Raw genomic sequence first — 26,865 nt, forward strand, 5'->3', positions numbered from 1 at the left:
GAGCGGGCCGCCTGTGTCCATATTGCCACGCGCACAAGCGTCATCGCAGGCTCTACACTTGGGCATCTGAGTCATTCCGGTCCGGAGAGCAGTCCATGCCCAATCCCATCGTCATCGCCAAGAACGCGCAGACCGAATTGGCCCTCTTGCCCGCCCTGGCCAACCGCCACGGCTGCATCACTGGCGCCACCGGTACCGGCAAGACCGTCACCCTGCAGGTGCTGGCCGAATCCTTCTCCCGCATCGGCACGCCGGTCTTCATGGCCGACGTCAAGGGCGACCTGACCGGCATTTCGCAGGCGGGGGCGGCCAGCCCCAAGCTGCAGGAGCGGCTCAAGAACCTGGGCCTGGACGAGCCGGCCTGGGGCGCCAGCCCGGTCGCGCTGTGGGACGTGTTCGGCGAGCAGGGCACGCCGGTGCGCGCCACCATCACCGACATGGGGCCGCTGCTGCTTGCGCGCATCCTCGAGCTGAACGACACCCAGGAAGGCGTGCTGACGCTGGTGTTCAAGGTGGCGGATGACGAAGGCCAACTGCTGCTGGACCTGAAAGACCTGCGCGCCATGCTGCAGAACGTCGCCGACCGCGCCGCCGAGCTCAAGACCCGCTATGGCAACGTGTCCGCCGCCAGCGTCGGCGCGATCCAGCGCGGCCTGCTGGCGTTGGAGTCGCAGGGCGCCGAGAAATTCTTCGGCGAGCCGATGCTGGACGTCGCCGACCTGATGCGCACCGACGCCCAGGGACGTGGCATCGTCAACGTGCTGGCCGCCGACAAACTGATGCAGGCGCCGCGGCTGTACGCCATCTTCCTGCTGTGGCTGCTGGCCGACCTGTACGAGAAACTGCCGGAAGTGGGCGACGTCGACCAGCCCAATCTGGTGTTCTTCTTCGACGAGGCGCACCTGCTGTTCAACGACGCGCCGCCAGCGTTGCTGACCAAGATCGAACAGGTGGTGCGGCTGGTGCGTTCCAAGGGCGTGGGCGTCTATTTCGTGACGCAGAACCCGCTGGACATTCCGGACACCGTGCTGGGCCAGTTGGGCAACCGGGTGCAGCACGCCTTGCGCGCCTTCACGCCGCGCGACCAGAAGGCTGTCAAGACCGCGGCCCAGACCATGCGGCCCAATCCGGGACTGGATATCGAGGCGGCCATCACCGAACTGGGCGTGGGCGAAGCGCTGGTCTCGCTGCTGGATGCCAAGGGCCGCCCGATGCCGACCGAGCGCGCCTGGATCGTGCCGCCAGGCAGCCGCATCGGCCCGGCCACCGACGCCGAGCGCCTGGCCCTGCGCCAGGGCAGCCCGATGTCGGCCAAGTATGACAAGGCCATCGACCGCGAATCCGCTTACGAAGTGCTGGCCGGACGCGCCGCGGCCCCGGCCGATCAGGCGTCCGGGAAGGCCGCGCCGACGCCGACTGCGGGCGGCGCGCCGGGCCAGGCGCAGGGCGGCGGCCTGATGGACAGCCTGAACGATGTGCTGTTCGGCTCCACCGGCCCGCGCGGCGGCAAGCGCGATGGGGTGGTGCAGACTTTCGCCAAGAGCACGGCGCGTTCGATCGCGACGCAACTGGCGCGCGGCATCCTGGGATCGCTGCTGGGCTCCAAGACGCGTCGCTGAATTCTGTATTCCATCTCCGGAACAAACTGTACCCGGCGCTGTAACGTCGGGTAGTACGTTGTTTGTAACTTGGGGTATTGCGTTACCGCCATTTATGCCTATGATTCTGGGCGGTGCAATCCAGGATTACAAAGGAAACGGTGGTGGCAAAAAAACACAAGATTGCGGTGATCCCAGGGGACGGAATCGGCAAGGAAGTCGTTCCGGAAGGCCTGAAAGTGCTTGACGCCGTTGCGTCGCGCTTCGGCATTGATTTCCAGTGGGACCACTTCGACTGGAGCTGCGATTACTACGCCAAGCACGGCAAAATGATGCCGGACGATTGGCAACGGCAGATCGGCCAGCATGAAGCGATTTTCTTCGGCGCCATCGGCTGGCCCGCCACAGTGCCGGACCACGAGGCGTTGTGGGGCTCGTTGTTCAAGTTCCGCCGCGAATTCGACCAGTACATCAATCTGCGCCCGGTGCGCCTGATGCCCGGCGTGCCTTCGCCGCTGGCCGGCCGCCAGCCCGGCGAGATCGATTTCTTCATCGTGCGTGAAAACACCGAAGGTGAATATTCCAACAGCGGCGGCGTCCTGTTTGGCGGCACCGAGCGCGAAGTGGTCATCCAGGAAAGCGTATTTACCCGCATCGGCGCCGAGCGCGTACTGAAATTCGCCTTCGAACTGGCCCGCAAGCGCGGCAAGCACCTGACGGCGGCGACCAAGTCCAACGGCATTTCGATTTCGATGCCATGGTGGGACCAGCGCGTGGCGGAAATGGCTGGGAACTATCCGGATGTCCGCTGGGACAAATATCACATCGATATCCTCTGCGCGCATTTCGTGCAGCATCCTGACTGGTTCGACGTGGTCGTGGCTTCCAACCTTTTCGGCGATATCCTTTCCGATCTCGGCCCCGCCTGCACTGGGACGATCGGCATCGCGCCGTCGGCCAACCTGAACCCCGAGCGCAAGTTCCCGTCCCTGTTCGAGCCCGTGCATGGCTCCGCACCCGATATCTATGGCAAAGGCATCGCCAACCCGATCGGCCAGATCTGGAGCGGCGCGCTGATGCTCGACTTCCTGGGTTATGACGCCGCCTCGGCGGCCGTGGTCCGCGCCATTGAAACGGTGCTGGCCGATGGCCCGCGCACGCGCGACATGAAGGGCACTGCGTCCACTGCCGAAGTAGGCGACGCCATTGCGTCGCTGATCGCGGCGACCTAGCGCGATGCGTTGACCGGGGCCCAGACCGTGGTCGATTCCATCGCCTCCCGCTCCGCCCCGGTGGGTGGCAGCCGTGCCGACCGTTTCGCCCGCAAGCTGTTCCGGATGTTGCGGTCGCGCACGCAGCGCCACAATCAGCACCTGTGGCCGTTCGTGCGCATCTGGCGCAATCCCGCGGGGGTGATCTGTGGTTTCCGCGCGTTCGGCCGCTCGGTGCCCATCACGCCGTTGGAGCAGGGGTACGACCCCGACGACGACGAGATGCACCTGATCCTGAGCGGGCCGTCGATCGCCGAGATTCCCTATGACCGCCTGGACATCCGGGCAGCCATGGGGGTGAATGGTTCGATCGCGCTGGCGCGCAAGTTCAATCTGCAGTTCAAGTACTACTGCATCATCGACCAGAATTTCGTGCGGGACCGCATCGATCTGGTGCGCGAGATCGTCGCCTGTGACCTGACGCTGTATGTGCTGCCCGACGTGCTGCGCTACATCATGCAGGGGATTGCGCAGGAAGAGATCCGCTGCCGCATCTGCATCATCGAGTTCATTTCCGAGCGCGCCTACCAGCGCAGCGCCGCGCCCGCGGTGCTCAAGCGCATGGTGGCCGCCTCGCCCGACCTGCGGCTGCTGGACGCCAAGCAGGGCCTGGGCTACAGCTTCGACGCGTCGCTCGGGGTGTTCGACGCGGATACGGTGGCTTACGTGGCGCTGCAGGTGATGATTTCGGGGGGCGCGCGCAAGGTCTATCTGCACGGCCTGGACCTGACACTGCAGCACGGCATGCGCTTCTACGACGAAGGCGAGACGCCGCAGGCCAGCCGGTTGGCGCGCAACTTCGCCCGCCTGATCGAGCCCTCGTTCCGCTTCGCCGCGCAGCAGTGGCGTGGGCGCGGCGTGTCGGTGATCAACCTGTCGCCGGTGAGCGCGCTGCCGCCGGAGGTGATCGAACGGCAGGACTGGCACACGCTGCTTAAACATTGAAAAAGGCCCGGCATCCGCCGGGCCTTTTTTTGGGTGCGCGCCCTGTCAGGGACAGGGCTGGGCGGCGATCAGTGGGCGCCCGCCGCGGCTTCGGCCGCGCCGCCGCCACCGCCCGCCTTGGCCGAGCGTGGCCGGGCGAACCAGACCAGGCCAGTCAGCAACAGGAAGATCACCGCCGAGGCGTAGAACACATCCACCGCGGACATCGTGAACGCCTGCGCGTTGATCAGCCGGTCGACCGTGCTCAAGGCCTGCTGGTGCGACATGCCGACCGTGTTCTGCAGCACGTTGAGTGTCTGGTCAAACGCCTGCTGGCCGGGCCGCGCCGCCTCGGTCAATTGCACATGGTGCAGCGTGGCGCGGTTCTCCCACAGCGTAGTCGCGATCGAGGTGCCGAAGGCGCCCGCGGTCAGCCGCAGGAAGTTCGACAGGCCCGAGGCGGCCGGGATGCGCCAAGGCTCGATGCTCGACAGCGTGATCGACGTCAACGGCACGAAGAACGCCGCCATGGCCGCGCCCTGGATGATGGTCGGGATCATCAGCGTGCGCACGTCGGTCTGGGTGTTGAAGCCCGAACGCATGAAGCACACCAGCGCAAAGATCAGGAACGCCACTGTCACGATCTGGCGCGGGTCGCGCGTGGCCAGCATCTTGCCCACCATCGGCGTGAGCAGGATGGCCAGCAGGCCCACCGGCGCGGTCACCAGGCCGGCATAGGTGGCCGTGTAGCCCATGTAGCTCTGCAGCCACAACGGCAGCAGCACCACGTTGCCGAAGAACACGCCATAGGCCACCGCCAGCGTCAGCGCTCCGACCGTGAAGTTGCGGATCTTGAACAGGCGCAGGTCGACCACCGGATGCGCGTCGGTCAATTCCCAGATCAGGAAGAAGACGAATGCCACGAAAGCGATGGCGGCCAGGGCGATGATGGTGGGGCTGGCGAACCAGTCCAATTCCTTGCCCTTGTCGAGCATGATCTGCAGCGCGCCAACCCACACCACCAGCAGCACCAGGCCGAGCTTGTCGATCGGCAACTTGCGGGTCAGCGATTCGCGGTTGCCGTAGATGCGCCAGCTGATCCATGCCGCCAGCAGGCCCACCGGCACGTTGATGTAGAAGATCCACGGCCAGGTGTAGTTGTCGGAGATCCAGCCGCCCAGCAGCGGTCCCGCCACTGGCGCCACCAGTGTCGTCATCGACCAGACCGCCAGCGCCATGCCCGCCTTGGACTTGGGGAAGCTGGCCAGCATCAACGTTTGCGATAGCGGGATCATCGGCCCGGCCACGGCGCCTTGCAGCACGCGGAATGCGATCAACGCTTCGAGCGAGGGCGAGAAGCCGCACAGCCACGACGCCAGCACGAACAGCAGGGTGGATATCAGGAACAGCCGGACCTGGCCGAAGCGCTGCGTCAGCCAGCCGGTCAGCGGCACCGTGATGGCGTTGGCCACGGCGAACGACGTGATGACCCAGGTGCCCTGGCTGGAACTGACGCCAAGATCGCCGGAAATGGTGGGAATGGACACGTTCGCGATCGAGGTGTCCAGCACGTTCATGAACACCGCCGTGGACAGGGCGATCGACCCGATGATGCGGGTGGCGCCTTCCAGTGGCGGGTAGGTCCCGGGCGGAAGTACGGTGGGCTCGGCGGGGGCGCCGCCGGCCGCGGGCTGAGCGGTGGTGCTCATGGGAAGATCCCCTTACTTGGCGCCGCGCGCCAAGCCCTCTTTGGCCACGGGCGATTGCGCCGCCTGCGGCGTGAATTCGTCGGAGGCGAGGTTGGCCTGGATGATCTTGCCGATCAGGGCGTCGACCTCGTCATGGGCCGGTTCGAACGCGCGCGTCGACCAGGCCGGTTCCTTGCGGGTGGCGGCGGTCAGCGCTGCGCCGTCCTGCTTGCCGACGTCGACTTCCACGTCCATCGACAGGCCCACGCGCAGCGGATGCGTCTTCAGATCCTCGGGATCGAGCGCGATGCGCACGGGCACGCGCTGCACCACCTTGATCCAGTTGCCGGTGGCGTTCTGTGCAGGCAGCAGGGCGAAGGCGCTGCCGGTGCCTGCGTCCAGTCCGGCGACGGTGCCGTGGTAGGTGATCGAACTGCCGTACAGGTCGGCCGTCATCTTGACCGGCTGGCCGATGCGCATTTTGCGCAACTGGCCTTCCTTGAAGTTGGCTTCGACCCAGACCTGGTCCAGCGGCACCACCGTCATGAGCGCGGCGCCCGGGGCCACGCGCTGGCCCACCTGGACGGTGCGGCGGGCGATGACGCCGCCCACGGGGGCGGGCAGGACCGTGCGCGATTGGGCCAGCCACGCGTTGCGCAGGCCGGCAACGGCCTGGCGCACGTCAGGGTGCTCGGCCACCGTGGTGCCTTGCGTCAGCGCCTGGTTGGTCGCCAGCTTGGCGCGCGAGGCGGCCAGCGCGGCGCGGGCCTGCGCCAGCCCGGATTGCGCGGTCTTCAGCGCGGCTTCGGCGTGCAGGATTTCCTCGCCGCTGACGCCGCCGGACTTGGCCAGTTGCTGGCGACGGGTGACGTCGCTCTGGGCGCGGGTCAGTTCGGCCTGGGCGCGTTGGATGTCGGCCTGGCGCAGGTCGACGTCAGCCGCCAGCGCATCGTTCTGGACATAGTAGGTGCGGACCTGGCGCACGGTCTGAGCCAGCTTGGCCTCGGCCTGTTGCAAGGCGACCTGTGTGTCGGCCGGGTCGATGCGCACGAGCGGCTGGCCGGCGGTGACGGTTTCGGTGTCGTCGGCCTCGATGGCCACCACGGTGCCGGGCACCTGTGGCGTGATCTGCACCAGGTTGCCGTGCACGTAGGCGTCGTCGGTGCTTTCGAAGTGGGCGCCGAACAGCGCCCACCAGATGCCGTAGGCGATCGCGATGAGGATGAAAACGCCGGTCGCGATCAGCAGCAGGCGTTTGCGGGCGGGATTGGTCGTGGGAGTGGCTGCGTTCATGACGTCTGAATCCGGAGCGTTCAATGAGTGGAGTTCGTGGCGGGCGCGGGCTGCTGCGCGGGGGCGGGGACGTAGCCGCCGCCCAGCGCGTTGGCCAGGTTGGCGTCGAGCTGATAGGCGCGGATGCGCAGGTCGGTGTCGAGCCGTGCCTGGGTCAGTACGCCGGTCTGCGCGACCAGGACGGTCAGGTAGTTGCCCATGCCGGCCTTGTAGCGGTTGACGGCCAGTTCATAAGCGGCCTCGATGGCTTCGCGCGCCTGGCGCTGCTGCGCTCGTTCCTGCTCCAGCAGGCGCAGGCCGTCGAGCGCGTCGGCGACCTGGTGCACGGCGTCGAGCACGGTCTGGTTGTAGTCGGACACGGCGAGGTCGGCATCGGCGCGGCGGCCGGCCAGGTTGGCGTTCAACTCGCCGCCGTGGAAGATCGGCAGGGTGATGGCGGGGCCGATGCCGGCGGTGCGGGCGGCGGCGCCGAGCAGGTTGCCGGTGCCGATGGCCTGGAAGCCGGCGAAGGCCACGAGGTTGACATTGGGGTAGAACTCGGCGCGGGCGCTGTCGATCTGGTGCCGGGCGGCCTCGGCGCGCCAGCGCGCGGCGACCACGTCGGGACGGTGGCCCAGCAGGTCCAGCGGTACGCTCGCTGGCACGCCGCCGGCGGGCGCGGTCAGCGCCGCTTCCACCAGCGACTGGCCGCGCTGCGGGCCGGCGCCGGCCAGTGCCGCGACCTGATTGCGCAGTTGCGCCAGCGTGGTCTCGGTCTGGGTCAGCTCGACCTGGCCGGCGGCCAGCGACGATTCGGCCTGCTTCACCTCGACTTGGGTGTCCAGGCCGGCGGAATAGCGGCCGCGGGTCAGCGACAGCACTTCCTCGCGCTGGGCCAGCACGCGCTTGATGACGTCGCGCTGGGCGAAGGCGTCCTGCAGGTTGAGATAGGCGCGCACGGTGGCGCTGGCCAGCACGTTGCGCGCTGCCTGCGCGTCGGCCGCGGCGGCGGCCTGCTGCGAGACCGCGGCCTTCAGGCGCGAGCGGTTCTTGCCCCAGAAATCGAGCTCGTAGCTGAAGTCCAGCGCCAGGCGGTTGTCGCTGACGACCGATCCGCCCAGCGGCGCCGGGTAAATGTAGTCGCTCGACAGGTGCTCGCGGTTCAGCGTGTAGTTGGCGTCCACGCGCGGCATCAGGGGAGCGCGGGCCGTGCTGACGGCGGCATTGGCCTTGGCCAGGCGCGCCTGGGCGGCAGTCATGGACGGGCTGTTGGCCAGCGCTTCGTCCATCAGCGCGTTGAGTTGGCTGTCGCCGTAGCGATGCCACCATTGCGTGTCAGGCCAGGCGACGTCCTGGGCGGTCAGGCCCAGCTTGGTTTCATTCAGGGCGGCCACCGGCTCAGGGCCGGGTTCCATCAGGGCACAACCGCTCAAGGCCAGCGCTAATGCGGTAGAAAGAAGGCGTTTCATCCTGACAATCTGCTGAAAGTAATTGATTAATCTGTATTTGCCTAGGCAAATATTATGTCAAATAAAACCCCTTTTGCAGGGGCGGGCGGCTCAAGCGGGCGTCGTCAGCGCTCGGGCGCGGAGGCGGAGCCGTTGGCGATCATGCGGCGCAGCAGGTGCATCAACTGCGTCACTTCGTCGGTGGAGAAACCACGCAGGTGGTGGTTCAGCACGCGGGCGATATTGGGCGGGATCGCCCGCGCCTTGGTTTCGCCCAGTTCCGTCAATTCGATCTTCACGACGCGCCGGTCGAGCTGGTTGCGGGCCCGTCGCAGCAGGCCTTTGGCCTCGAGCCGGTCGAGCGTGCGGGTCATGGCGCCGGTGTCGACGCCGTTGAGCCGGGCCAGTTCGGCGGGCGTATCGGCCCGGCCCAGGGCAACCATGGCGATCGGCCGCCATTGCATCGCGGTGAGGTCGAGCGGCGCCATTTCCTGGTCCAGCATGCGGTTCAGGGAGTTGGCCACCAGTTTGATCAGGTAGCCGGCGTTTTCTTCCATCATGCAGCGGGTATCACCGCGATAGTGAACCGGATTTTCGGAGGATTCAGGGCGTGACGAGGCATTCATGCAGCGGATTTTACTGCCCAGGCAGTAATTGTCAAGGCTGCTTTTGAGGGGCGCTTTCGGGGGCGGCCGGGGCCTTGCGTAGCCCGGACCAGACGATGGCGGCCACGATCAGGGCGGCGCCGGCCATCATGCGCACCGTCGGCTGCTGGCCGAATAGCGCCCAGGCGAAGGCGATGGCGTAGACCGGTTCCAGCGCGATCACCAGACCGGCGCTGCGGGCGTTCAGGCGAGTCAGGCTGGAGACGAACAGGAAGTGCGACAGGCCGGTGCAGAACACGCCCAGCAGCGCCAGCCAGAACCAGTCCATGGCGGGCAGGGCGGGCAACTGGCCGACGGCGAACGGCAGCATCACCAGCGCCACCACCAGGTTTTGCCAGCAGGCGACCTGCATCGGATCCATGCCCGAGGCCGAGCGCCGATTGCTCAGGGCCAGCAGGGCGAAGGTCAGACCCGACAGCAGGCCCCAGGCCAGGCCGATGGTGCCCTGGTCGGCCAGGTCGAACGACGGCGTGACCAGCACCAGGCCGGCAGTGACCAGGCCCAGCAGCAGCCATTCGGCCAACCGCACGCGTTCCCGGAAGATCAATCCCTCGAACAGCGTGATGAAGGCCGGGAAACTCGCGAAGCCCAGCGTGGCGATGGCGATGCCACCGACCTTGACCGAAATGAAGAAGGTGACCCAGTGGGCCGCCAGCAGGGCGCCCGCGATCACCAGCACGAACAATTGGGCTGGCGTCAGGGCGCCCAGCAGCGGGCGCCGGCGCATGCGGGCGAACAGGCCGAGCGAGATCACCGCGAAGACTGCCCGCCCCAGTGTGATGACTGCCGCGCTGGCCTGGATCAGCTCGCCGAAGACGCCGGTCAGGCCGAACAGGATGGCGGCGATATGGATGTAAGTCAGGGCGCGGTGTCGGGTCATTCGCAGGGAGAGGGCAGGGAACGGAAGGGGCGGAGCCGGTTCATGGCCGGCCGCGGCAGGCTGAAAATGCGCGCCAGGCGTGCAAATCCCGCGGCGCTGAATCTAAAATCATCGCATGAATCGCATTGCCAAGCTTTTGCCGGCCTCTCGTCCCTCCAGCCGCGCGGCCGGATTTTTCATGGCCGCGCTTGGCGCCATCCTGTTCTCCGCCAAGGCCATCGTCGTCAAGTTCACCTACCGCTACGGGATCGACGCGGTCACCCTGATCGCCTTCCGCATGCTGTTCGCCATGCCATTCTTCGCGGCCGTGGCGTGGCACCAGTCGCGCCTGGCGGCTCGCGGCGAGATCGTGGTCATGACCTGGAAGGAACGCATTCAGGTCTGCCTGCTGGGCCTGTTGGGATACTACCTGTCCAGCTTCCTGGATTTCCTCGGCCTGCGCTACATCACCGCCAGCCTTGAGCGGCTGATCCTGTTCCTGTCGCCATCGCTGGTGGTGCTGATCTCGGCCTTCTGGTTCAAACGGCCGGTCGAGCGCCGGCAGTGGCTGGCGATGACGCTGTCGTATGCCGGCGTGGTGCTGGTTTTCGCGCATGATCTGAGCTTTGGCGGTTCCGCCGAGGTGCTGTTAGGGTCTTTATTCGTCTTCGGTTCGGCGCTCAGCTATTCTGTGTACCTGATTTGCTCCGGAGAACTGATCAAGCGTGTCGGGCCGACCCGGCTGGTGGCGTATGCCATGCTGGTGTCGTGCGTGGCCTGCATCGTGCAGTTCTTCGTGATCCATCCGGCCTCCGTGCTGGTGCAGCCGATGGGCGTGTACGGCTACTCGATCATCCATGCCACCCTGAACACGGTGGTGCCGGTCTTCATGCTGATGTGGGCGGTGGCGCTGATCGGCGCGCCGACCGCGTCGCTGCTGGGGATGCTGGGACCGGTGTCGGTGCTGTTCCTGGCGTCGTGGTTCCTGCACGAGCCCGTGACGGTCTGGCAGATGGCGGGCACCGCGCTGGTCCTGGCCGGGGTATTCGTATTGATGGGGGGCGGGGCCGCCAAGCCGCCGCCCGCCGCGCCGGGCGGCAGCGCGTCCGCGCGCTGACGTCCGAATTGCGTATTTGATTTTCAAGCTTGCGTCGCAACATTTCAATGAAAGGAGGCCAGCATGGCCAGCAATCTCGTCAAGGCAATTCGTATCGAGCAGCATGGCGGTCCCGAGGTCCTGAAACTGGTCGAAGTCGAGGTGCCGCCGCCGGCCGCCAATGAGGTCACCATCGACCAGCACGCGGCCGGGCTGAACTTCATCGATATCTATTTCCGCACGGGCTTGTATCCCCATCCGCTGCCGCATGGCCTGGGCTTCGAGGGCGCGGGCGTGGTCACCGCCGTGGGCGCCGACGTCAAGCACCTGAAGAAGGGCGACCGCGTGGCCTACGGCCAGAGCCCGATCGGCGCCTACGCCAAGGCCCGCAACGTGCCGGCCAACCAGGTCGTGAAGGTGCCCAAGGGCATCGGCTTCGACGAAGCCGCCGCGCTCATGCTCAAGGGCCTGACGGTGCAGTACCTGTTCCGCCAGACCTATCGCCTGCAAGGCGGCGAAACCATCCTGTTCCACGCGGCCGCCGGCGGCGTGGGCCTGATCGCCTGCCAGTGGGCGCGCGCGCTCGGCGTAAAGCTGATCGGCACGGTCTCCAGCCCCGAGAAGGCCGAGCTGGCCCGCGCCAACGGCGCCTGGGAAACCATCGACTATTCGCGCGAGAACGTGGCCGAGCGCGTGCTCGAACTGACCGGCGGCAAGAAGGTGCCGGTGGTTTATGACGGCGTCGGCAAGGACACCTGGGAAACCTCGCTGGACAGCCTGGAGCCGCGCGGCCTGATGGTCAGCTTCGGCAACGCCTCCGGTCCGGTGGCGGGCGTGAACCTGGGCATCCTGAACCAGAAGGGCAGCCTGTACGTGACGCGGCCGTCGCTGGGCGTGCACGTCAATACGCTGGAAAAGCTGCAGGCCGCCTCGGAAGAGCTGTTCGACCTGGTGCTGAAGAAGAAGATCAAGGTTCGCATCGACCAGCGCTACAGCCTGGAACAAGCCGGCGACGCGCAGACCGCGCTGGCCTCGCGCAAGACCACCGGCGCCACGGTGCTGATGCTGGACTGATCCGGCGCCCCTGGCGCCACGGACAAGGCGGGACGCATGGCGCGTCCCGTTTTTTTCGTGCGCACCGGGACAAATCTCCATGCACGGGCGGACAAGCCAGCGCGGTGGGCCGTTGCTATCCTGGCTTCACCCTATCCGTTGGAGCCTCACGCATGTCGTCCGCCCATCCCTCCGCCTCCGGCCGCCCGGAACTGGCCGCCATCCGGGAATACATGATCGTCGACGGCAAGCCGCTGCGCCAGGGGCAGGGCGACCCCATTGCCGTGCACGACCCGGCCACCGGCGAGGTCATCGCCACCCAGCTCGACGCCGGTCCGGCGCAGATCGACCTGGCGGTGCAGGCCGCGCGCCGGGCGTTTGCCAGCGGGCCATGGCGCGACATGCTGCCGGCCGGGCGCGAGCGCCTGCTGCTGAACCTGGCGGACCTGGTGGAACGCCACGGCGAGGAACTGGCGCGGCTCGAGACCCTGAACAACGGCAAGCTGCTGGGCGTGGCCCAGGGGCTGGAGGTCGGCTCCGGCGCGCAATGGCTGCGCTACATGGCGGGCTGGGCCACCAAGTTGACCGGTGACACGCTGGCGCTGTCGATCCCGTTCCCGCCCGGCGTGAAGTACAGCGCCTACACGCTGCCGCAACCGGTGGGCGTGGTGGCGGCGATCATCCCGTGGAATTTCCCCCTGCTGATGGCGATCTGGAAGATCGCCCCGGCGCTGGCCGCCGGCTGCACGGTGGTGCTCAAGCCCGCCGAGGAAACCCCGCTGACCGCCTTGCGCCTGGCCGAACTGGTGCTGGAGGCGGGCTTTCCGCCGGGCGTGGTCAACGTGGTGACCGGTCGTGGCGAGACCGCCGGCGCGGCGCTGGTGGCACATCCGGGCGTGGACAAGATCGCCTTCACCGGCTCCACCGAGGTCGGCAAGCTCATCGGCCGCGCCGCCATGGACGACATGAAGCGCGTGTCGCTGGAACTGGGCGGCAAGTCGCCCGTGATCGTGCTGGATGACTGCGACCCCGACGTGGCCGCGCAGGGCGCGGCCGCCGCCATCTTCTTCAACCAGGGGCAGGTCTGCACCGCCGGTTCGCGGCTGTACGTGCAGAAGGGCCTGTACGCCAAGGTGGTGCAGCGGCTGGCCGACCTTGCCGCCGGCATGAAGCTGGGTTCCGGTTTTGCCCCGGATACGCAGGTGGGGCCGCTGGTGTCGGCGCGCCACCAGCAGCGCGTAATGGACTACATCGGCATCGGCCGCGCCGAGGGCGGCAAGGTGCTGGCGGGCGGCGCCGCGGGCGAGGGCGCCGGCTATTTCGTGCGGCCGACGGTGTTCGCCGACGTGGCGCCCGGCGCCCGCATTGCCCGCGAGGAGATCTTTGGCCCCGTGGTGGTGGCGCAGCCGTTCGATACGCTCGACGACGCCGTGCGGCTGGCCAACGACAGCGCCTTCGGCCTGGGCGCCAGCCTCTGGAGCAACGACCTGACGCGGGTCCAGCGCCTGATCCCGCGCATCGACGCGGGCACGCTCTGGATCAACACCCACAACATGCTGGACCCGAACATGCCGTTCGGGGGCTTCAAGCAGTCCGGCATCGGCCGAGAGCACGGCCGCGCCGTACTGGACATGTACCTGGAGAAGAAGTCCGTTTGTATCGCTTACTAGACTGACGGCCGCGCGAGACAAGCCGGGAGATACCGGCGCGCGCGGCCGCGCAACCAAGGGGAAGTGCATGGCAGGCAAGACCAATTGCCGGGCTGGGGCGCGCACAGCATTGCTGCTGGCGGGCCTGGCCCTGGCGCAGGCGGCATGGGCCGGAGACCCGAGCGCGCGCGACTGGATACCCGCGCCGGTGGGCACCAACATCATCGCCGGCTATCTGGCCGGACTGCGCTCGTCGGGGCTGTATTCGGCGGGCAAGCGCGTCGACGGCGCCTCGGTGGACGTGGACGCGCTGATCTACCGCCAGATGCATTACCGGGAGCTGTTCGGCAAGACCGTGCAGCTTGAGTTCATCGTGCCGATGTCGCGCACCACGATGGAACTGCCGGGCGCCACGCGCGACCGCCAGACCGGCGTCGGCGATGTGACGCTGGGGTCGGCCATCTGGCTCTACAACAATGAGCAGACCAAGACCTGGTTTGCCTGGGAGCCGTTCGTGGTGGTGCCGGTGGGCCGCTACGACGGTTCGCGCCCGGACACGTCGCCGGGCAAGAACCGCTGGTCCACCATCCAGGACTTCTCGTTCGTCAAGGGCGTTGGCGAATCCACCTTCCTGGAGGCCATCGGCGAAGTGGAGATCTACGGCCGCAACAGCGACTGGATGAGCCAGACCCTCAAGAAAGACCCGTCCTTTCGCTTCTTCGCGCTGGCCTCCACCAATATCACGGACAACACCTACACCGGCATCCGCTACCGCTACGAGACCGGCGGCCGCGAGCGCGCCGCCGGCGAAACGGTGACCAGCCGCGCCCGCAACCACCAACTGGCGCTGGAGCTGACGCACCAGATCAACGACGCCAACCAGATCCAGATGCAGTACATCCACGACCTCAAGGTCGAGAACGGCCCGCGCATGCGGGGCGTGCAGATGCGCTACGTCTACGCCTTCTAGGAGCAACGGACATGACAGCAGGAGAGATCCAATGATTGCGCTTTGTGCCAACAGGGGCGCCGCGCGGGCGGGCAAATGGGCGCTGTGCGCGGCCCTGGCCGCGGCCGCCGGGCTTGCCCGCGCCGACCTGCCGGTCGAGGAGCTCAAGGGCGGCACCCGCCTGCCGCCCGCCACGCCGCACCGGCTGTACGTGATGGACGCGGTGTTCAATCACCTGGTCGACAGCCGCGTCAACATCTACGACGGCGACACCCTGAAATTCCTGGGGCTGGTGCCCTCGTCGTTCAACGGCCACATGACGGTGTCGGCGGATGGCAAGGACATCTACATCATGACCACCTATTACGAGCGCCTGAACCGCGGCAAGCGCACCGACGTGGTCGAGGCCTGGGACGCCGAGACGCTGACGCCCAAGTACGAGGTGCCGATACCCGAGAAACGCGCGCAGGCGCTGAACTACCGCAACTACCTGCAGCAGAGTTCCGACGGCGGCCTGTTGTTCGTGCAGAACGCCACGCCGGCCTCGTCGGTCACGGTGGTCGACCTGAAGACGCGCAAGTTCGCCGACGAAGTGACCGCGGCCGCCGGCTGCTGGAGCATCATCGTGCCGCCGTCGCGGCCGCGCAGCTTCGCCAGCATCTGCGGCGACGGCTCGTTCGTCACGGTCGACCTGGACGCCGCCGGCAAGCCGTCGGGCCAGCAGCGCAGCAAGCCCATGTTCGAGGTCGAGAAGGATCCGATCTTCACGCATACAGATCGCCTGGGCGACACCTTCTACTTCGTCTCATACAACGGCAACGTCTACAGCGCCGATTTCAGCGGCGAACAGGCCCGCTTCGGCGAGCGCTGGTCGCTGCTGGACGCTTCGGGCAAGGATCGCGGCTGGCGTCCCGGCGGCTACAACCTGCTGGCGGTGAATCGCGCCAGCAAGCGGCTGTACGTGGGCATGCATCCGAATGGCGCCGAGGGAACGCACAAGACGCCGGCGGCCGAGATCTGGGTCTACGACCTGGCCACGCACAAGCGGCTGGCGCGCATTCCCGGCAAGAACGCGTTGTCGATGTCCGTGTCGCAGGACGACAAGCCGCGCCTGTTCACCATCGACGGCGGCAATGTCAACATCTATGACGCGGCGCCAGCGGCGCCGGTGCTCAAGGGCACGATCCAGGGCGCCGGCGAGACGGCGCTGCAGGTCGAGCCGCAGCCGGGAGGCGCGCAATGACCGATCCCGTGCTGCTCTATGCCGCCAGCGCGGCGCTGGCCTGCGTGCTGCTGCTCGGCGCGCTGGAAAAACTAAAGGATATGGCGGCGTTCAGCGCTGCCGTGCATGCCTACGACATTTTGCCGACCGGGTTGGCCAGCCTTTTCTCGTGGGGCTATGTGCTGGCCGAGGCGCTGGCCGGCGCCTTGCTGCTGGCGCCGGGCCTGCGTGTGGCGGGGGCCGCGCTGGCATTGCTGGTGCTGGCCCTGGCCACGGCTGGCGTGGCCCTGAACCTGGCGCGCGGCCGCCGCGATATCGATTGCGGCTGCGGCGGTCCCGCCTTCCGGGGCGCGGCGGCGCGCGGCGCCGGGCTGTCCTGGTGGATGGTGCTGCGCAATGCCCTGCTGGCGTCGTGGACGCTGCCGGTGTTCGCCGCCGCGCAGGGCGCGTCACGCAGCCTCCAATGGACCGACGCCGCCTCGGTCTTCGGCCTGGCGATGAGCGCCGTGGCCCTGTATTTCACCGCTAACCACCTGCTGGCTTCGCACCTGAAGCTGCGGCACCTGCACATCTAGGAACAACGGAGCGACACGATATGGAAGCCTTGATCATTTCCAATTTTCTGCTGTGGGGCGTGGTGCTCTGCCTGCTGCTGGTCATCCTGGCGCTGTCGCGCCAGATCGGCGTGCTGTACGAACGCGTGGCGCCGATGGGGGCGCTGACCATGGACAAGGGGCCGGCGGTGGGCGAAGCCGCACCGCGCTTCGAACTGGCCGACCTGCTGGGCCGGCGCCTGACTATCGGCGAGCGCGGCCAGCACAGCCAACTGCTGTTCTTCCTGTCGCCGACCTGCCCGGTGTGCAAGAAGCTCTTGCCGATCCTCAAGTCGGTGGCCGGCACGGAAAGCGCGTGGTTGCGCATCGTCCTGGCCAGCGACGGCGAGATGCCGGAGCATCTGGCGTTCTACCGCCAGGCCGGGCTGGAGCGCTTTCCCTACCTGCTGTCGACCGAGCTGGGCATGAAGTTCCAGATCAGCAAGCTGCCGTACGCGGTGTTGATCGACGAGTCCGGCGTGATCCGCGCCAAGGGCCTGATCAATTCGCGCGAACAGTTGGAAAGCCTGTTCACGGCCAAGGAGCTGGGCGTGGCCTCGGTGCAGGAATTCCTGGCCGGCGGCGCGCTGGAAGAGACCCGCATTTCACGCAAGGAGAACGGCAATGCGCTGGTTGGATAAGCTTGGAGAGCGCGCCACGCGCTCCGTCGCCCACGCCACGTCGCGTCGCAGCGTGCTCAACCGCATCGGTCGCGTGCTGGTCGGCACCGCCTTCCTGGTGCCGGTGCTGCCGGTGGCCCGATCCGCGCCGGCGGCGGCCAAGAAGCCGCAGACCGACGAGACCGCCTGCGACTACTGGCGCTATTGCGCGGTGGATGGCTTCCTGTGCTCGTGCTGCGGCGGCAGCATGACCTCTTGCCCGCCGGGCACCTCGCCGTCGGCGGTGTCGTGGGTCGGCACCTGCCACAACCCGCTGGATGGCAAGGACTACCTCATCAGTTACAACGACTGCTGCGGCAAGACGGCCTGCGGCAAGTGCATGTGCGCCTCGGCCGAACGTGAGCGGCCGGGCTACCAGATGTTCCTTCACAACGACGTCAACTGGTGCATGTCCAACGAGTCGTCGATCTTCCACTGCACCACCTCCGTGATCGTGGGGTTGGCCAAGAAGAAGCCATGATGGACGCGGCGGGACGGGGCAGCGGGCGAGGGCGGTGGCGCGGGGCCGCTGCCGGGCTGGCCTGCGCGGCGATCGGGGCGGCGGCCGTGGGGGCGGCAGCGCTCGCCGACGAAGCGGTGCCTGCGGCCGCGCAGGCCGCCGCGGGGCCGCAGGCAGCGGCGAATGGCGTGCCCGGCGCCGACACGCTGAGGCAGGCCGCGCGCGCGGACTACGTGCTGCAATGCGCCGGCTGCCACCGGGTCGACGGCCGCGGCAGCACGCCGCACGGCATTCCCGATTTCCGCAATTCGGTGGGCGCCTTCACGCACCTGCCGGCCGGACGCGAATACCTGGTCCGGGTCCCGGGCGCGGCCTACTCGCAGTTGAGCAATGCCGAGTTGGCCAATGTGTTGAACTGGCTTTTGCTCACGTTCAGTCCAGCGCAATTGCCGGCCGATTTCACGCCCTATACGGAGAGCGAGGTGGCGGCGGCGCGGCCGCGCCGCTACGACGACGTGGTGCCGGTGCGCCATGGCCTGGCGCGCGAGCTGGCGGCGCTGGGCCTGGCGTTGTCCGACTATTCATATGGCAGCGCCCGCAAGCCCTGAGGCCGCGCGGCGCCCGGAGCCTGTGCGGGGATCCTGGCAGGGTGAGCTGGCCCTAGGGGTTGTCACGGATACTCCCGGCCCGGGGCTCGGTGATAGAAAGAAGACCGCCTTTTGTTCCATGCCGCGCGCCGGAGCCGCCATGTCCCACCCTCTCTTACGCAGCGCGCCCCAGCAGTTCCTGGATTGCGCAAGCTGGAAGGAAAACATCAGCAACACCTTTGTGCCGCTGGAGGTGTCGGCCGCCAATCCAAAGCGTTTTCGCAGCAGCGTGGCGGTGGATTCGCTGGGCTGGATGCAGGTCTGCGAAATGCGCACCGGCGCGCAGCGCGTGCGCCGCACGCGCTTGCTCGCGGAGCGTGCCGAGGCGTCCGGCTACAAGGTCACGCTGCAGCTCGATGGCCGCAGCGAGATCCGGCAGGCGGCGCGCACCGCCTTGCTGATGCCGGGCGAGTGGGGCATCTACGACACCACCCGTCCGTACGAAGTCGACGTCGACGACGACGCCCATTTCCTGGTGATGCAGGTGCCGGGCAAGCAATCCGAGGCCTGGCTGCCGGCCATGCGCAACGCGGTGGCGCGCAGCTTCAGCGCCCGCCACGGTTGCGGCCGCATGGCCATGGACCTCTTGCGGGTGGCGTTGAGCGAGCACGCCCATCTGTCGGACAGCGCGGCGCGCGATGCGGCCAACGCCGTCATGCAGATGATGGGGCTGGATATCAGCGAGCGGGCCGGCGGCGCGGGCGCGCTGGACCAACGCGAAATGCGCCAGGCGCAATTGCGCCGCGTGCAGCAGTACCTGATCGAAAACCTGCATGACCCGGACCTGTCCCCGGCGACTGCGGCCGAGGCCCTGCGCGTGTCGCGCCGCTATCTATACAACCTGTTCGCGCAGGCCGCCACGACGCCGGCCGATTTCATTCTCAGCGCGCGCCTGGAGCGTTGCCGCGACATGCTGGCCGACGCCGCGCAGACCGGGCGCCAGATCGGCGAGATCGCGTTTCGTCATGGGTTTTCGGATGCGGCGCGTTTCAGCCACGCGTTCCGCAACCGCTATGGGGTATCGCCGTCGGAATACCGGCGCCAGGGGCGCCTGCCGGGCGAATCGGCCTGATGCGGGAGCTACCGCCCGCGGGCGGGACGACCCGGCGTGATCAGAGGTTTTCCTCGTTGATGAGGTCTTCCTTGCCGTAGAACTTCACGCCGATGTGGATGCGCTCGCGCCCCTGCGCACGGCGGTGGCGATTGGTGTCGCGCAGCGAATAGACGCAGCCGCAGTATTCCTGCTGGTAGAAGTTCTCGCGCTTGCTGATCTCGATCATGCGCGACGAGCCGCCGCCCTTGCGCCAGTTGTAGGTCCAGTAGATCAGGTCGTCGTAGCGCGCGGCCGCGCGTTCGCCGCAGCCGTTGATCTGGTTCATGTCCTTCCAGCGCGAGATGCCGAGCGAGCTGGTGATGGTGTCAAAGCCATGCTCGTGGGCGTACAGCGCGGTGCGCTCGAAGCGCATGTCGAAGCAGGCGGTGCAGCGCTCGCCGCGCTCGGGGGCGTTTTCCATGCCCTTGACGCGCTCGAACCAGTTGTCCATGTCGTAGTCGGCGTCGATGAACTCGATGCCGTGCTGCTCGGCGAAGCGGATATTCTCCTGCTTGCGGATCTCGTACTCCTTGACCGGATGGATGTTCGGGTTGTAGAAGTAGATCGAGTAGTCGATGCCGGAAGCCGTCATGGCTTCCATGACCTCGCCGGAACAGGGCGCGCAGCACGAGTGCATCAGCACCTTGCGGCGGCCGGCGGGCAGGTCGAGTTTGGGGCGCACGAATTCGGACATGATTGAAAGCAGGCGGTAAGGCGTAAAAGTCCTTATTTTACGCTGAGTTGCCGCCTTGGCCTTGGGGCGGCGGCCCGCGCCGCCAGCAAGCCCTTGCCGCGGCTTACCCCAGCACCGCGTCCCATAGCTCGCGCACCGCGGCGCGTTCGGCCTGCAACTGGTCGGGCGCCACGCGGGCTTTCTCCACGCCCTGCATGCGCAACTGGTGCTGCACGCGCCGCAGCGTGCGGTAGGCGTCGCCGGCCCGGGCGGCCAGCGCCGGATCGATCAGCCCGGCCTCGCCGGCCAGGCGCAGCAGGGTGATGTTGCCCAGGTTGCGCACCAGCAGGGGATGGGTGCCCGCGTGGCACAGCACCAGGTACTGGGTCACGAATTCGACGTCGACCATGCCGCCGGCGTCGTGCTTCAGGTCGAACCTGTCGGTGCTGTTGGGATGCCCGGCGTTGATCTTCTCACGCATTGCCAGCACTTCCTGGCGCAGCTTGGCCGTGTCGCGCGGCATCACCAGGATGGCCTCGCGGATCTGCTCGAAGCGCTGGCCGACCCCGGCGTCGCCTGACGCGTAACGGGCACGCGTCAGGGCCTGGTGTTCCCAGGCCCAGGCGTGCTTCTGCTGGTACTGCTCGAAGGCCTCGACTGACACCGCCAGCAGGCCGGCGTCGCCGTCCGGGCGCAGGCGCAGGTCGACCTCGTACAGGCGGCCCGACGAGGTCATCGTGGACAGCCACGAGGTCATGCGGCGGCCCAGCTTGGCGTAGACCTCGGCGGCATCCTCGCGCGGATCGTCATACAGGAACACCAGGTCCAGGTCCGAGGCGTAGCCCAGTTCCTTGCCGCCCAGCTTGCCGTAGGCGATGACGGCGAAGCGCGGCGTGGCGCCTGCGATCTTGTTCACCAGCGGCCAGGTGCGGCGGATGGTTTCCGTCAGCAGCAGGTCGGCCAGCGCCGACAGTTGGTCGGCGAGCTTTTCAACGGTCAGCTCGCCTTCCAGGTCCTGCGCCAGCAACTGGAAGCTGGCTTGGCGCTGCACGTCGCGCATCAGGTTCATCTGGCGCTCGATGTCCGGGTCGCCATCGGGCAGGCGGCAGGCGTCGAGGTCGGCGGACAACTGGCGTGCGATCTGGGCGAAGTCGAGCGGCTCGAACAGCGTGCGCCAGTCGATCAGGCTGTCCAGCAGCAGCGGGTGCTGCGTCAGGTACTGGGCCGCCCAGGGGCTGGCCGCGACCATGCGCGCGACCCGCGCCAGGGTGTCCGGATATTCGGCCAGCAGGGCCAGGTAGGCGCTGCGCTGGGCGATCTTCTCGATCAGGTCGAACAGGCGCACCGCGGCGTCCAGCGGCGCGCTGGTCTGGCGCGCGGCGCGCAGCGCGGCCGGCAGCAGCGTTTCCAGGCGGCGCCGGCTGCTCTCGGGCAGGCTGCGCACGCGGTGGCTGCCCAGCAGCGTTTCGGCGCGTCGCAACAGGTCGTCGGCCTGCTCGCCGAAGGCCTGGCGGATCTGCTCGGCCAGGGCGCATTCCTCGTCGGGTTCGTCGGCGGGCGTGTCGGCGCCGGCATCGGCGGTGTCCTCCTTGTCCATGCCCACCATGCGGAACACGTTGCGGAAGGTACGCGAGACGAATTGGCGGTGCGCGGCCAGCGTGCTTTCGAAATCCTGCGGGCTCAGCCCCAGCGCGGCGGCCAGCGCGGCGCGCTGGCCAGGGTCGCCCGGCAGCAGGTGGGTCTGCTCATCCTCGCGGTATTGCAGCGCGTGTTCGGTGCGGCGCAGGAAGCGGTAGGCCTCCTCCAGGCGGCGCGCGTCGTCCTCGGGCACCAGCCCGGCGACCTGTTCGGCGTGCAGCGCCGCCAGCAGCCCGCGCTGCTGCAGCGCCGGCATGCGGCCGCCGCGGATCAATTGCGCCAGTTGCACCACGAACTCGATTTCGCGGATGCCGCCGTCGCCCAGCTTGATGTTGTTGGCGCTGTCAATGCCGTTGCGGGCCGAGGCGCGGCGCTGCCAGTCCTGGCGGATGCGCTCGCGCAGCGCGCGCAGCGCGGCCAGCGCGTCGAAATCGAAATACTTGCGGTAGACGAACGGCACGCGCAGGCTTTCCAGTTGGCGGGCCTGGGCCGCGCTGTCGCTGCCCTCGAAGGCCTGGGCCGGCATCAGGCGGGCCTTGAGCCAGGCGTAGCGCTCCCATTCACGGCCCTGGCCGATCAGGTAGTGTTCCAACGCGTCCAGGCTCCAGGCCAGCGGGCCGGCGTCGCCGTCCGGGCGCAGGCGCAGGTCGGTGCGGAAGACCTGGCCGTGGGCGTCGACTTCGGACAGCACCGGCATCATGCGCCGCGTCAGGCGGCCATAGAACTCGTGGTGGCTGATGCGGCGCGGGCCGTCGGTGTCGCCCTCCTCGCCGTACAGCATGATCAGGTCGATATCGGACGAGACATTCAATTCACCGCCGCCCAGTTTGCCCATGCCGACGATCAGCATTTCCTGCGGCAGGCCGGTGGCCGGATCGCGCGGCACGCCGTGCACCGCTGCCAGGTCGGCGGCCACGCTGCGGTAGGCGGCGGCCACCGCCGCGTCGGCCAGCGCCGTCATCGCGCCCACCACTTCTTCCAGGGGCGCCTGGCCGGACAGGTCGCGCACGATCAGGGTGCTGAAGACGCGTTCGCGCAATTTGCGCAGCACCTGGCGGCACAGATCCACCGGCAGGACGTCGGGCGCGCCGGGGCCGGCCAGCTCCGCCTGCCATTGCGCCAGCCGCTCGGCTGTGACCGGCTGTTGCACCGCTTCGGCCAGCCAGGCGGCCAGATCCGGATGGGCGTCGAGACGGCGGCGCAGATGGCCGGACCAGGCGAGGGCGGGGGCAAACAGGGCGGGCGTGGACATGGCGATCGGACGGAGACGAATGGACGCGTTTCAGGTATAAGTGGGGACGATACCGCAAGACTATTCTCCTGCCCACCGATCCGTGTCTGTTTCAAAAAAAGTGCTCTGCTGCCTGTTCTGGGCGGCGCTGACCGTGTACGGCGTCGTGGCCATCGGGCTCCTGGGCGTGCGCTATTGGGTCTTGCCGCGCGTGGACCAGTGGCGTCCCCAGATCGAAGCCTACGCCAGCCAGGCGTTGGGCGCCCGCGTCACGATCGGCGCCATCCAGGCGGACTGGCAGGGGCTCAATCCGCGCCTGGATCTTTCCTCGGTCCAGGTCTACGACGACCAGGCCGCGCCGGTGCTGACGCTGCCTTCGGTGTCGGCGGTGCTGGCCTGGCGCAGCCTGCTGACGCTGTCACCAAAGTTGGTGCGGCTACGCCTGGAACAACCCGAACTGACCCTGCGCCGCGATGCCGACAACCGCCTGTGGGTGACGGGGCAGGGCATCGACCTGAATGCCAGCGATCACCGCTCGGACCTGGATCATCCGGCGCTGCGCTGGCTGACCGCGCAGCGCGAACTGCTGGTGCGCGGCGCCCGCATCCGCTGGCAGGACGAACTGCGCCGGGCGCCTGAACTGGTCCTGAGCAATGTCGATTTCCTGGTGCGCAACGGCAGCCTGTCGCACCGTTTCGTGCTGCGCGCCGATGCCGATCCGGCGCTGGCGCGCAGGGTGGACCTGCGCGGCGAGTTCAACCGCAGCCTGTTCAGCGCCAGCGCCGCCAGTCCGGCCAACTGGAGCGGGCAGGTCTACGCTGCCCTGGATGACGCCGAGCCGATGGCCTGGGCGCCCTGGATATCGCCGCCGGCCATCAAGGGGCGCGTCAGCGCCCGCGCCTGGCTGCAGTTGGATCATGGCGCCTTCACCAAGCTGACCACCGACGTCGCGGCGCGTGGCGTCGATTGGGCGCCGGCGCCGGATGGCCCGGCGGCGCGGGCCGGCTACGCGCAGTTCCGCATCGAAGGCACGCCGGGCGATTTCGTTCAGAGCGAGCAGGTGCCGCTGGCGCGCAGCGCGGGCGCGGCGGACCTGTCGGTCAGCGGCCGCGTCGAGCAATTGCGCGTGGCCTTGCCCGGCATCTTCGAACAGCCCGAGCTGGGCGCCAGCGAGATCGCGCTGGATGCCCACGTCAAAGGCGCCGACGCGCGCGACTGGTTTGTCGAGGTGGGCCAGCTGCGGGTCGTCAACGACGATCTCGACGTCCGCTTGCGGGGCCAGTGGCGCAAGGAAGGCAAGAGCGCCGCGGGCAGTGTCGACATGCGCGGCACGCTGGTGCGTGGCGCCATGAATGCGATCCACCGCTACCTGCCGCTGGAGGTCAATGCGGACGCGCGCGAATGGCTCGCGACCGGCTTGCCGGCCGGCCAGATGGAGTCGGCCGCCATCACCCTCAAGGGCGACCTGGACGAATTCCCCTTCGGCGCTCCAGGTTCCACCGGAGAGTTTGTCATCGCCGGCGCCTACACCGGTGCCAAGGTCGATTACGCGCCGGCCCGGCCGCATCGCAAGGGCTGGCCGATGCTGGAGAACCTGTCGGGCAACTTCCGAGTCGACAAGGTCGGGCTGGTGCTCGACAGTCCGGGCGGCGCGGTGGCCCATACGGGGCCGGGCCAGACGGTGACGCTGGGGGCGGTTACCGCCAGCATTCCCGACATGGAGCACAACGCCGAGTTGACGGTCAGCGGCGACACCAGCGGGACGGTGCCGGCCTACCTGGCGCTGTCGGACAGCTCGCCGCTGGGCCAGTTGCTGGACGGCGCGCTCGACGAGGCGCGCGGCACGGGTAACTGGCGCATGCCGCTCAAGCTGAAAGTGCCGTTGATGAACACCGACGACACCCAGGTCGAAGGCAAGATCCAGTTCGCCGACAACACCTTCACTTTCATGCCGGAAATGCCGCTGCTCAGCCAGATGCACGGCGACCTGGAGTTTTCGGAAAAGGGCGTGCGCACCAAGGAAATCCGCGCGCAGTTCCTGGGCGGCCCGGTCAAGATCTCGGGCAGCCTGGCGCAGCCGACGGATGCCCTGCGCTTCGAGGGCGTGCTGGCCGGGTCCGGACTGACGCAGATCAGCAATACGCCGTCGATGGGGCGCTTTTCGGGCAAGACCGCCTACAAGGGCAAGGTCGGCTACCAGCGCGGCGGTTCGGTGGAGCTGTCGATGGAGTCCGACCTGACCGGACTGGCCATCGACATGCCGGCGCCCGTCGGCAAGGCGGCGCCGCTGGCGCGGCCGCTCAAATTGCAATGGGGCGCGGCGCAGGACCGCGGCGCCAAGGGCCGGCGCTGGCTGACCGCCAGCCTGGGCGACAACATCAACGCGCTGTTCGAGCGCGATCCGGCCGATGCCGCGCCGTCGTACTTCGCGCGCGGGGCGCTCGGCATCAACCGTCCAGCCAGCCTGCCCGAGCGCGGCCTGAGCCTGAGCGCCAGCCTGCCGGAACTGGACATGGATGCCTGGGAGAAGGTGTCCGACGGTTTCGACCCGCCACCCGTCAAGGGACGCGCGGCGCCGCGGCCGCTGCTGCCCGTGGCCGAGCGCATCAGCCTGGCCACCGGCGTGCTGCGCGCCAGCGGCTATACGCTCAACGACCTGACCCTGTACGCCACCCGGCCGGCCCCGGCCCAATGGCGCGTGGATATCCAGTCGCGCCAGACGGCGGGCTCGCTGTCGTGGCGCGAAGCCTCCGGCGCCATCGCCGGCCAGATCACCGCGCGCTTCAAGCACCTGGCGCTGGGCGGCGCGGACGACGCCAACGAGGCCGACAAGGCGCTGTCCTCGGGCAACGACCTGTCGGACATTCCGGCGATCGACCTGCAGGCCAAGGAATTCCGCCTGTACGGCAAGAACCTGGGGGAGCTGCAGGTGCTGGGCACCAACCTCGAACGTGGCCGCCAGTGGCGCCTGGACAAGCTGTCGATCACCAATGACGCCGCCACCTTGAACGCCACCGGCGCCTGGCGCCTCGAAGGGCCGGACCGCGGCCTGACGGTGGATGCCACTGCCAAGTTCGAGAACGTAGGCAGCTTCATGGACCGCATCGGCTTCGAGCGCGTGGTGTCGGGCGGCACCGGCGCCGTCAAGGCCAATGTGACGTGGCGCAACTTGCCCTGGACCCACGATATCGCCGACGTCATCGGCGATGCCGAGATCTCCCTGGACAAGGGCCGCTTCATGCACGTCAATTCGCGCACGGCGCGCCTGCTGGAGCTGCTGTCGCTGCAATCGCTGCAGCGCCTGGCGCGGCTCGACGTCAACCCGACCAACCTGCTGCGCGACGGTTTCCCGTTCGACACCGTGCGCGGACAGCTCAAGCTGGCGGACGGCGCGCTCAAGACCGAGGGCTACAAGATCAACGGCCCGGTCGCCGCCATCGTGCTGGCGGGCGACGTCAATATCGTGCAGGAGCGCTGGAACCTGAAGGCGGTGGTGATTCCCAACCTGGACGCCAGCGGCGCGGCGATGGTGACGGCGCTGGCGGTCAACCCGCTGATCGGCCTGGGCGCCTTCGTGACGCAATGGTTGCTCAAGCAGCCGCTGGCCCGCGCCATGACCATGGAATACGCCGTGACCGGCAGTTGGGACGATCCCAAGATCGACCCGATCGACGACTCGGGCAAGCCGGCGCCCAAGCAGACACCCAAGCCGCGCAGCCTGGAAGAGTTCATCGAGCACTGATCCGGCGGCCGCCGCCACCTGACATTGGGATACAGACCGGATGGAGTCTTCGCATGGCCAAGTCCCGCATCCGCCTGGCAACCGTCGTCGCATTGACGAGTGTTTCCGCCTGGGCCCAGGCCCAGAACCTGGCCCTGCCCACCATTCCGGAGGCGACGGATGCGATCGTCGATATGCTCGCGGGCACCGGCCTGTCGCGCCCGTCCGAGGTCAAACTGGGCACCTGTGTGGCCGCAGAGCAGGCCAGCCACCCGGGGCAGGTCGCCTGCACGGTGGCGGTGACGATGGGCGCCGCGGTCAACGAAAACCAGATGGACTTCTACAGGCAGGGCAAGACGTGGAAGGCCCAGCCCAGCATGTCCCAGGACAAGCTGCCGTTCCCGGATCCCAAGTTGCACTGAACGACGGCCGGGTGGCGGATCGGTTGCGGGCTGG

General features: G+C 67.9%; 22 protein-coding genes. 15 read left to right on the forward strand and 7 right to left on the reverse strand.

All coding sequences use genetic code 11. From position 1 onward, the window contains the following. Positions 1-95: 95 nt before the first annotated feature. The 3 genes from ACUDCK_RS08805 to ACUDCK_RS08815 all read left to right on the forward strand — a co-directional run bounded on the left by ACUDCK_RS08805 (position 96) and on the right by ACUDCK_RS08815 (position 3,814). Complete coding sequence (locus ACUDCK_RS08805; RefSeq protein WP_054503959.1) at positions 96-1,619, forward strand: helicase HerA-like C-terminal domain-containing protein; 1,524 nt, start codon at positions 96-98, stop codon at positions 1,617-1,619. Positions 1,620-1,762: 143 nt separating this feature from the next. Further along, positions 1,763-2,830 carry a tartrate dehydrogenase gene (locus tag ACUDCK_RS08810; protein WP_054503958.1) on the forward strand — a complete coding sequence of 356 codons (1,068 nt, stop codon included), beginning with the start codon at positions 1,763-1,765 and terminating at the stop codon, positions 2,828-2,830. Positions 2,831-2,857: 27 nt separating this feature from the next. Further along, positions 2,858-3,814: a hypothetical protein gene (locus ACUDCK_RS08815; RefSeq protein ID WP_116793145.1), complete on the forward strand. Its 957-nt coding sequence runs from the start codon at positions 2,858-2,860 to the stop codon at positions 3,812-3,814. A gap of 68 nt (positions 3,815-3,882) precedes the next feature. Here the strand turns inward: ACUDCK_RS08815 and ACUDCK_RS08820 are convergent, their stop codons facing one another. From ACUDCK_RS08820 to ACUDCK_RS08840, 5 genes are all read right to left on the reverse strand, one after another. Then, positions 3,883-5,502, reverse strand: a complete 1,620-nt coding sequence (locus ACUDCK_RS08820) for a DHA2 family efflux MFS transporter permease subunit (protein ID WP_054503957.1) — start codon at positions 5,500-5,502, stop codon at positions 3,883-3,885. 12 nt (positions 5,503-5,514) lie between these two features. Next, positions 5,515-6,774, reverse strand: a complete 1,260-nt coding sequence (locus tag ACUDCK_RS08825; protein ID WP_054503956.1) for an HlyD family efflux transporter periplasmic adaptor subunit — start codon at positions 6,772-6,774, stop codon at positions 5,515-5,517. Positions 6,775-6,794: 20 nt separating this feature from the next. After that, a complete protein-coding gene (locus tag ACUDCK_RS08830) occupies positions 6,795-8,222 on the reverse strand; it encodes an efflux transporter outer membrane subunit (protein ID WP_054503955.1) in 1,428 nt (475 codons plus the stop codon). 104 nt (positions 8,223-8,326) lie between these two features. Beyond that, positions 8,327-8,827, reverse strand: a complete 501-nt coding sequence (locus ACUDCK_RS08835) for a MarR family winged helix-turn-helix transcriptional regulator (RefSeq protein ID WP_054503954.1) — start codon at positions 8,825-8,827, stop codon at positions 8,327-8,329. A gap of 31 nt (positions 8,828-8,858) precedes the next feature. Next, positions 8,859-9,746 (reverse strand): DMT family transporter, encoded by an 888-nt coding sequence (locus ACUDCK_RS08840; protein WP_445659302.1) that lies wholly within the window; start codon positions 9,744-9,746, stop codon positions 8,859-8,861. 115 nt (positions 9,747-9,861) lie between these two features. On the opposite strand from ACUDCK_RS08840, the gene ACUDCK_RS08845 reads away from it, so the two are divergent. The 10 genes from ACUDCK_RS08845 (at position 9,862) to ACUDCK_RS08890 (ending at position 19,125) form a co-directional block, all read left to right on the forward strand. After that, the gene (locus tag ACUDCK_RS08845; protein ID WP_054503952.1) at positions 9,862-10,842 is read left to right on the forward strand and encodes a DMT family transporter; all 981 of its coding nucleotides are present in this window, start codon (positions 9,862-9,864) and stop codon (positions 10,840-10,842) included. Between the two features lie 63 nt (positions 10,843-10,905). Beyond that, positions 10,906-11,895: a quinone oxidoreductase family protein gene (locus tag ACUDCK_RS08850; protein ID WP_054503951.1), complete on the forward strand. Its 990-nt coding sequence runs from the start codon at positions 10,906-10,908 to the stop codon at positions 11,893-11,895. A 152-nt stretch (positions 11,896-12,047) separates the two neighbouring features. Beyond that, entirely contained in the window at positions 12,048-13,544 is a 1,497-nt protein-coding gene (styD, locus tag ACUDCK_RS08855; protein ID WP_054503950.1) for a phenylacetaldehyde dehydrogenase StyD, read from the forward strand. A gap of 67 nt (positions 13,545-13,611) precedes the next feature. After that, entirely contained in the window at positions 13,612-14,493 is an 882-nt protein-coding gene (locus tag ACUDCK_RS08860; protein WP_175167638.1) for a transporter, read from the forward strand. A 31-nt stretch (positions 14,494-14,524) separates the two neighbouring features. Next, complete coding sequence (locus ACUDCK_RS08865) at positions 14,525-15,715, forward strand: amine dehydrogenase large subunit (RefSeq protein WP_054503948.1); 1,191 nt, start codon at positions 14,525-14,527, stop codon at positions 15,713-15,715. Then, positions 15,712-16,269, forward strand: a complete 558-nt coding sequence (locus ACUDCK_RS08870; RefSeq protein ID WP_175167639.1) for a MauE/DoxX family redox-associated membrane protein — start codon at positions 15,712-15,714, stop codon at positions 16,267-16,269. Before ACUDCK_RS08865 ends, ACUDCK_RS08870 begins: the two co-directional genes overlap by 4 nt. Positions 16,270-16,289: 20 nt before the next feature. Next, a complete protein-coding gene (gene mauD / locus ACUDCK_RS08875) occupies positions 16,290-16,928 on the forward strand; it encodes a methylamine dehydrogenase accessory protein MauD (protein ID WP_064526301.1) in 639 nt (212 codons plus the stop codon). After that, positions 16,912-17,427: a methylamine dehydrogenase light chain gene (locus ACUDCK_RS08880; protein WP_049075261.1), complete on the forward strand. Its 516-nt coding sequence runs from the start codon at positions 16,912-16,914 to the stop codon at positions 17,425-17,427. Before mauD ends, ACUDCK_RS08880 begins: the two co-directional genes overlap by 17 nt. Positions 17,428-17,513: 86 nt before the next feature. Next, positions 17,514-18,014 (forward strand): c-type cytochrome, encoded by a 501-nt coding sequence (locus ACUDCK_RS08885; RefSeq protein WP_244976910.1) that lies wholly within the window; start codon positions 17,514-17,516, stop codon positions 18,012-18,014. Positions 18,015-18,153: 139 nt separating this feature from the next. Further along, positions 18,154-19,125 (forward strand): AraC-like ligand-binding domain-containing protein, encoded by a 972-nt coding sequence (locus ACUDCK_RS08890; RefSeq protein ID WP_175167640.1) that lies wholly within the window; start codon positions 18,154-18,156, stop codon positions 19,123-19,125. Between the two features lie 40 nt (positions 19,126-19,165). Here the strand turns inward: ACUDCK_RS08890 and ACUDCK_RS08895 are convergent, their stop codons facing one another. Beyond that, positions 19,166-19,840, reverse strand: coding sequence for an epoxyqueuosine reductase QueH (locus tag ACUDCK_RS08895; RefSeq protein WP_054503945.1), 675 nt, complete (start codon positions 19,838-19,840; stop codon positions 19,166-19,168). A 103-nt stretch (positions 19,841-19,943) separates the two neighbouring features. Continuing rightward, a complete protein-coding gene (gene glnE / locus ACUDCK_RS08900; protein WP_144655248.1) occupies positions 19,944-22,709 on the reverse strand; it encodes a bifunctional [glutamate--ammonia ligase]-adenylyl-L-tyrosine phosphorylase/[glutamate--ammonia-ligase] adenylyltransferase in 2,766 nt (921 codons plus the stop codon). Between the two features lie 100 nt (positions 22,710-22,809). Here glnE and ACUDCK_RS08905 point away from each other — a divergent pair, with 100 nt between their 5' ends. Both ACUDCK_RS08905 and ACUDCK_RS08910 read left to right on the forward strand, forming a co-directional pair. Beyond that, entirely contained in the window at positions 22,810-26,430 is a 3,621-nt protein-coding gene (locus ACUDCK_RS08905) for a YhdP family protein (protein WP_175167707.1), read from the forward strand. Positions 26,431-26,483: 53 nt separating this feature from the next. Further along, positions 26,484-26,831 carry a hypothetical protein gene (locus tag ACUDCK_RS08910; RefSeq protein ID WP_054503986.1) on the forward strand — a complete coding sequence of 116 codons (348 nt, stop codon included), beginning with the start codon at positions 26,484-26,486 and terminating at the stop codon, positions 26,829-26,831. Positions 26,832-26,865 lie beyond the last annotated feature (34 nt).

The organism is Achromobacter sp. CF-sbj1-Ac2-l (assembly GCF_052698165.1).

Excerpts from the sequence above, each read along its gene's own strand:
- ACUDCK_RS08805 (WP_054503959.1), top strand. The coding sequence starts at position 96 with ATGCCCAATCCCATCGTCATCGCCAAGAACGCGCAGACCGAATTGGCC.
- ACUDCK_RS08820 (WP_054503957.1), bottom strand. The coding sequence starts at position 5,502 with ATGAGCACCACCGCTCAGCCCGCGGCCGGCGGCGCCCCCGCCGAGCCC.
- ACUDCK_RS08825 (WP_054503956.1), bottom strand. The coding sequence starts at position 6,774 with ATGAACGCAGCCACTCCCACGACCAATCCCGCCCGCAAACGCCTGCTG.
- ACUDCK_RS08830 (WP_054503955.1), bottom strand. The coding sequence starts at position 8,222 with ATGAAACGCCTTCTTTCTACCGCATTAGCGCTGGCCTTGAGCGGTTGT.
- ACUDCK_RS08835 (WP_054503954.1), bottom strand. The coding sequence starts at position 8,827 with ATGAATGCCTCGTCACGCCCTGAATCCTCCGAAAATCCGGTTCACTAT.
- ACUDCK_RS08840 (WP_445659302.1), bottom strand. The coding sequence starts at position 9,746 with ATGACCCGACACCGCGCCCTGACTTACATCCATATCGCCGCCATCCTG.
- ACUDCK_RS08845 (WP_054503952.1), top strand. The coding sequence starts at position 9,862 with ATGAATCGCATTGCCAAGCTTTTGCCGGCCTCTCGTCCCTCCAGCCGC.
- ACUDCK_RS08850 (WP_054503951.1), top strand. The coding sequence starts at position 10,906 with ATGGCCAGCAATCTCGTCAAGGCAATTCGTATCGAGCAGCATGGCGGT.
- styD (WP_054503950.1), top strand. The coding sequence starts at position 12,048 with ATGTCGTCCGCCCATCCCTCCGCCTCCGGCCGCCCGGAACTGGCCGCC.
- ACUDCK_RS08860 (WP_175167638.1), top strand. The coding sequence starts at position 13,612 with ATGGCAGGCAAGACCAATTGCCGGGCTGGGGCGCGCACAGCATTGCTG.
- ACUDCK_RS08865 (WP_054503948.1), top strand. The coding sequence starts at position 14,525 with ATGATTGCGCTTTGTGCCAACAGGGGCGCCGCGCGGGCGGGCAAATGG.
- ACUDCK_RS08870 (WP_175167639.1), top strand. The coding sequence starts at position 15,712 with ATGACCGATCCCGTGCTGCTCTATGCCGCCAGCGCGGCGCTGGCCTGC.
- mauD (WP_064526301.1), top strand. The coding sequence starts at position 16,290 with ATGGAAGCCTTGATCATTTCCAATTTTCTGCTGTGGGGCGTGGTGCTC.
- ACUDCK_RS08880 (WP_049075261.1), top strand. The coding sequence starts at position 16,912 with ATGCGCTGGTTGGATAAGCTTGGAGAGCGCGCCACGCGCTCCGTCGCC.
- ACUDCK_RS08890 (WP_175167640.1), top strand. The coding sequence starts at position 18,154 with ATGTCCCACCCTCTCTTACGCAGCGCGCCCCAGCAGTTCCTGGATTGC.
- ACUDCK_RS08895 (WP_054503945.1), bottom strand. The coding sequence starts at position 19,840 with ATGTCCGAATTCGTGCGCCCCAAACTCGACCTGCCCGCCGGCCGCCGC.
- glnE (WP_144655248.1), bottom strand. The coding sequence starts at position 22,709 with ATGTCCACGCCCGCCCTGTTTGCCCCCGCCCTCGCCTGGTCCGGCCAT.
- ACUDCK_RS08910 (WP_054503986.1), top strand. The coding sequence starts at position 26,484 with ATGGCCAAGTCCCGCATCCGCCTGGCAACCGTCGTCGCATTGACGAGT.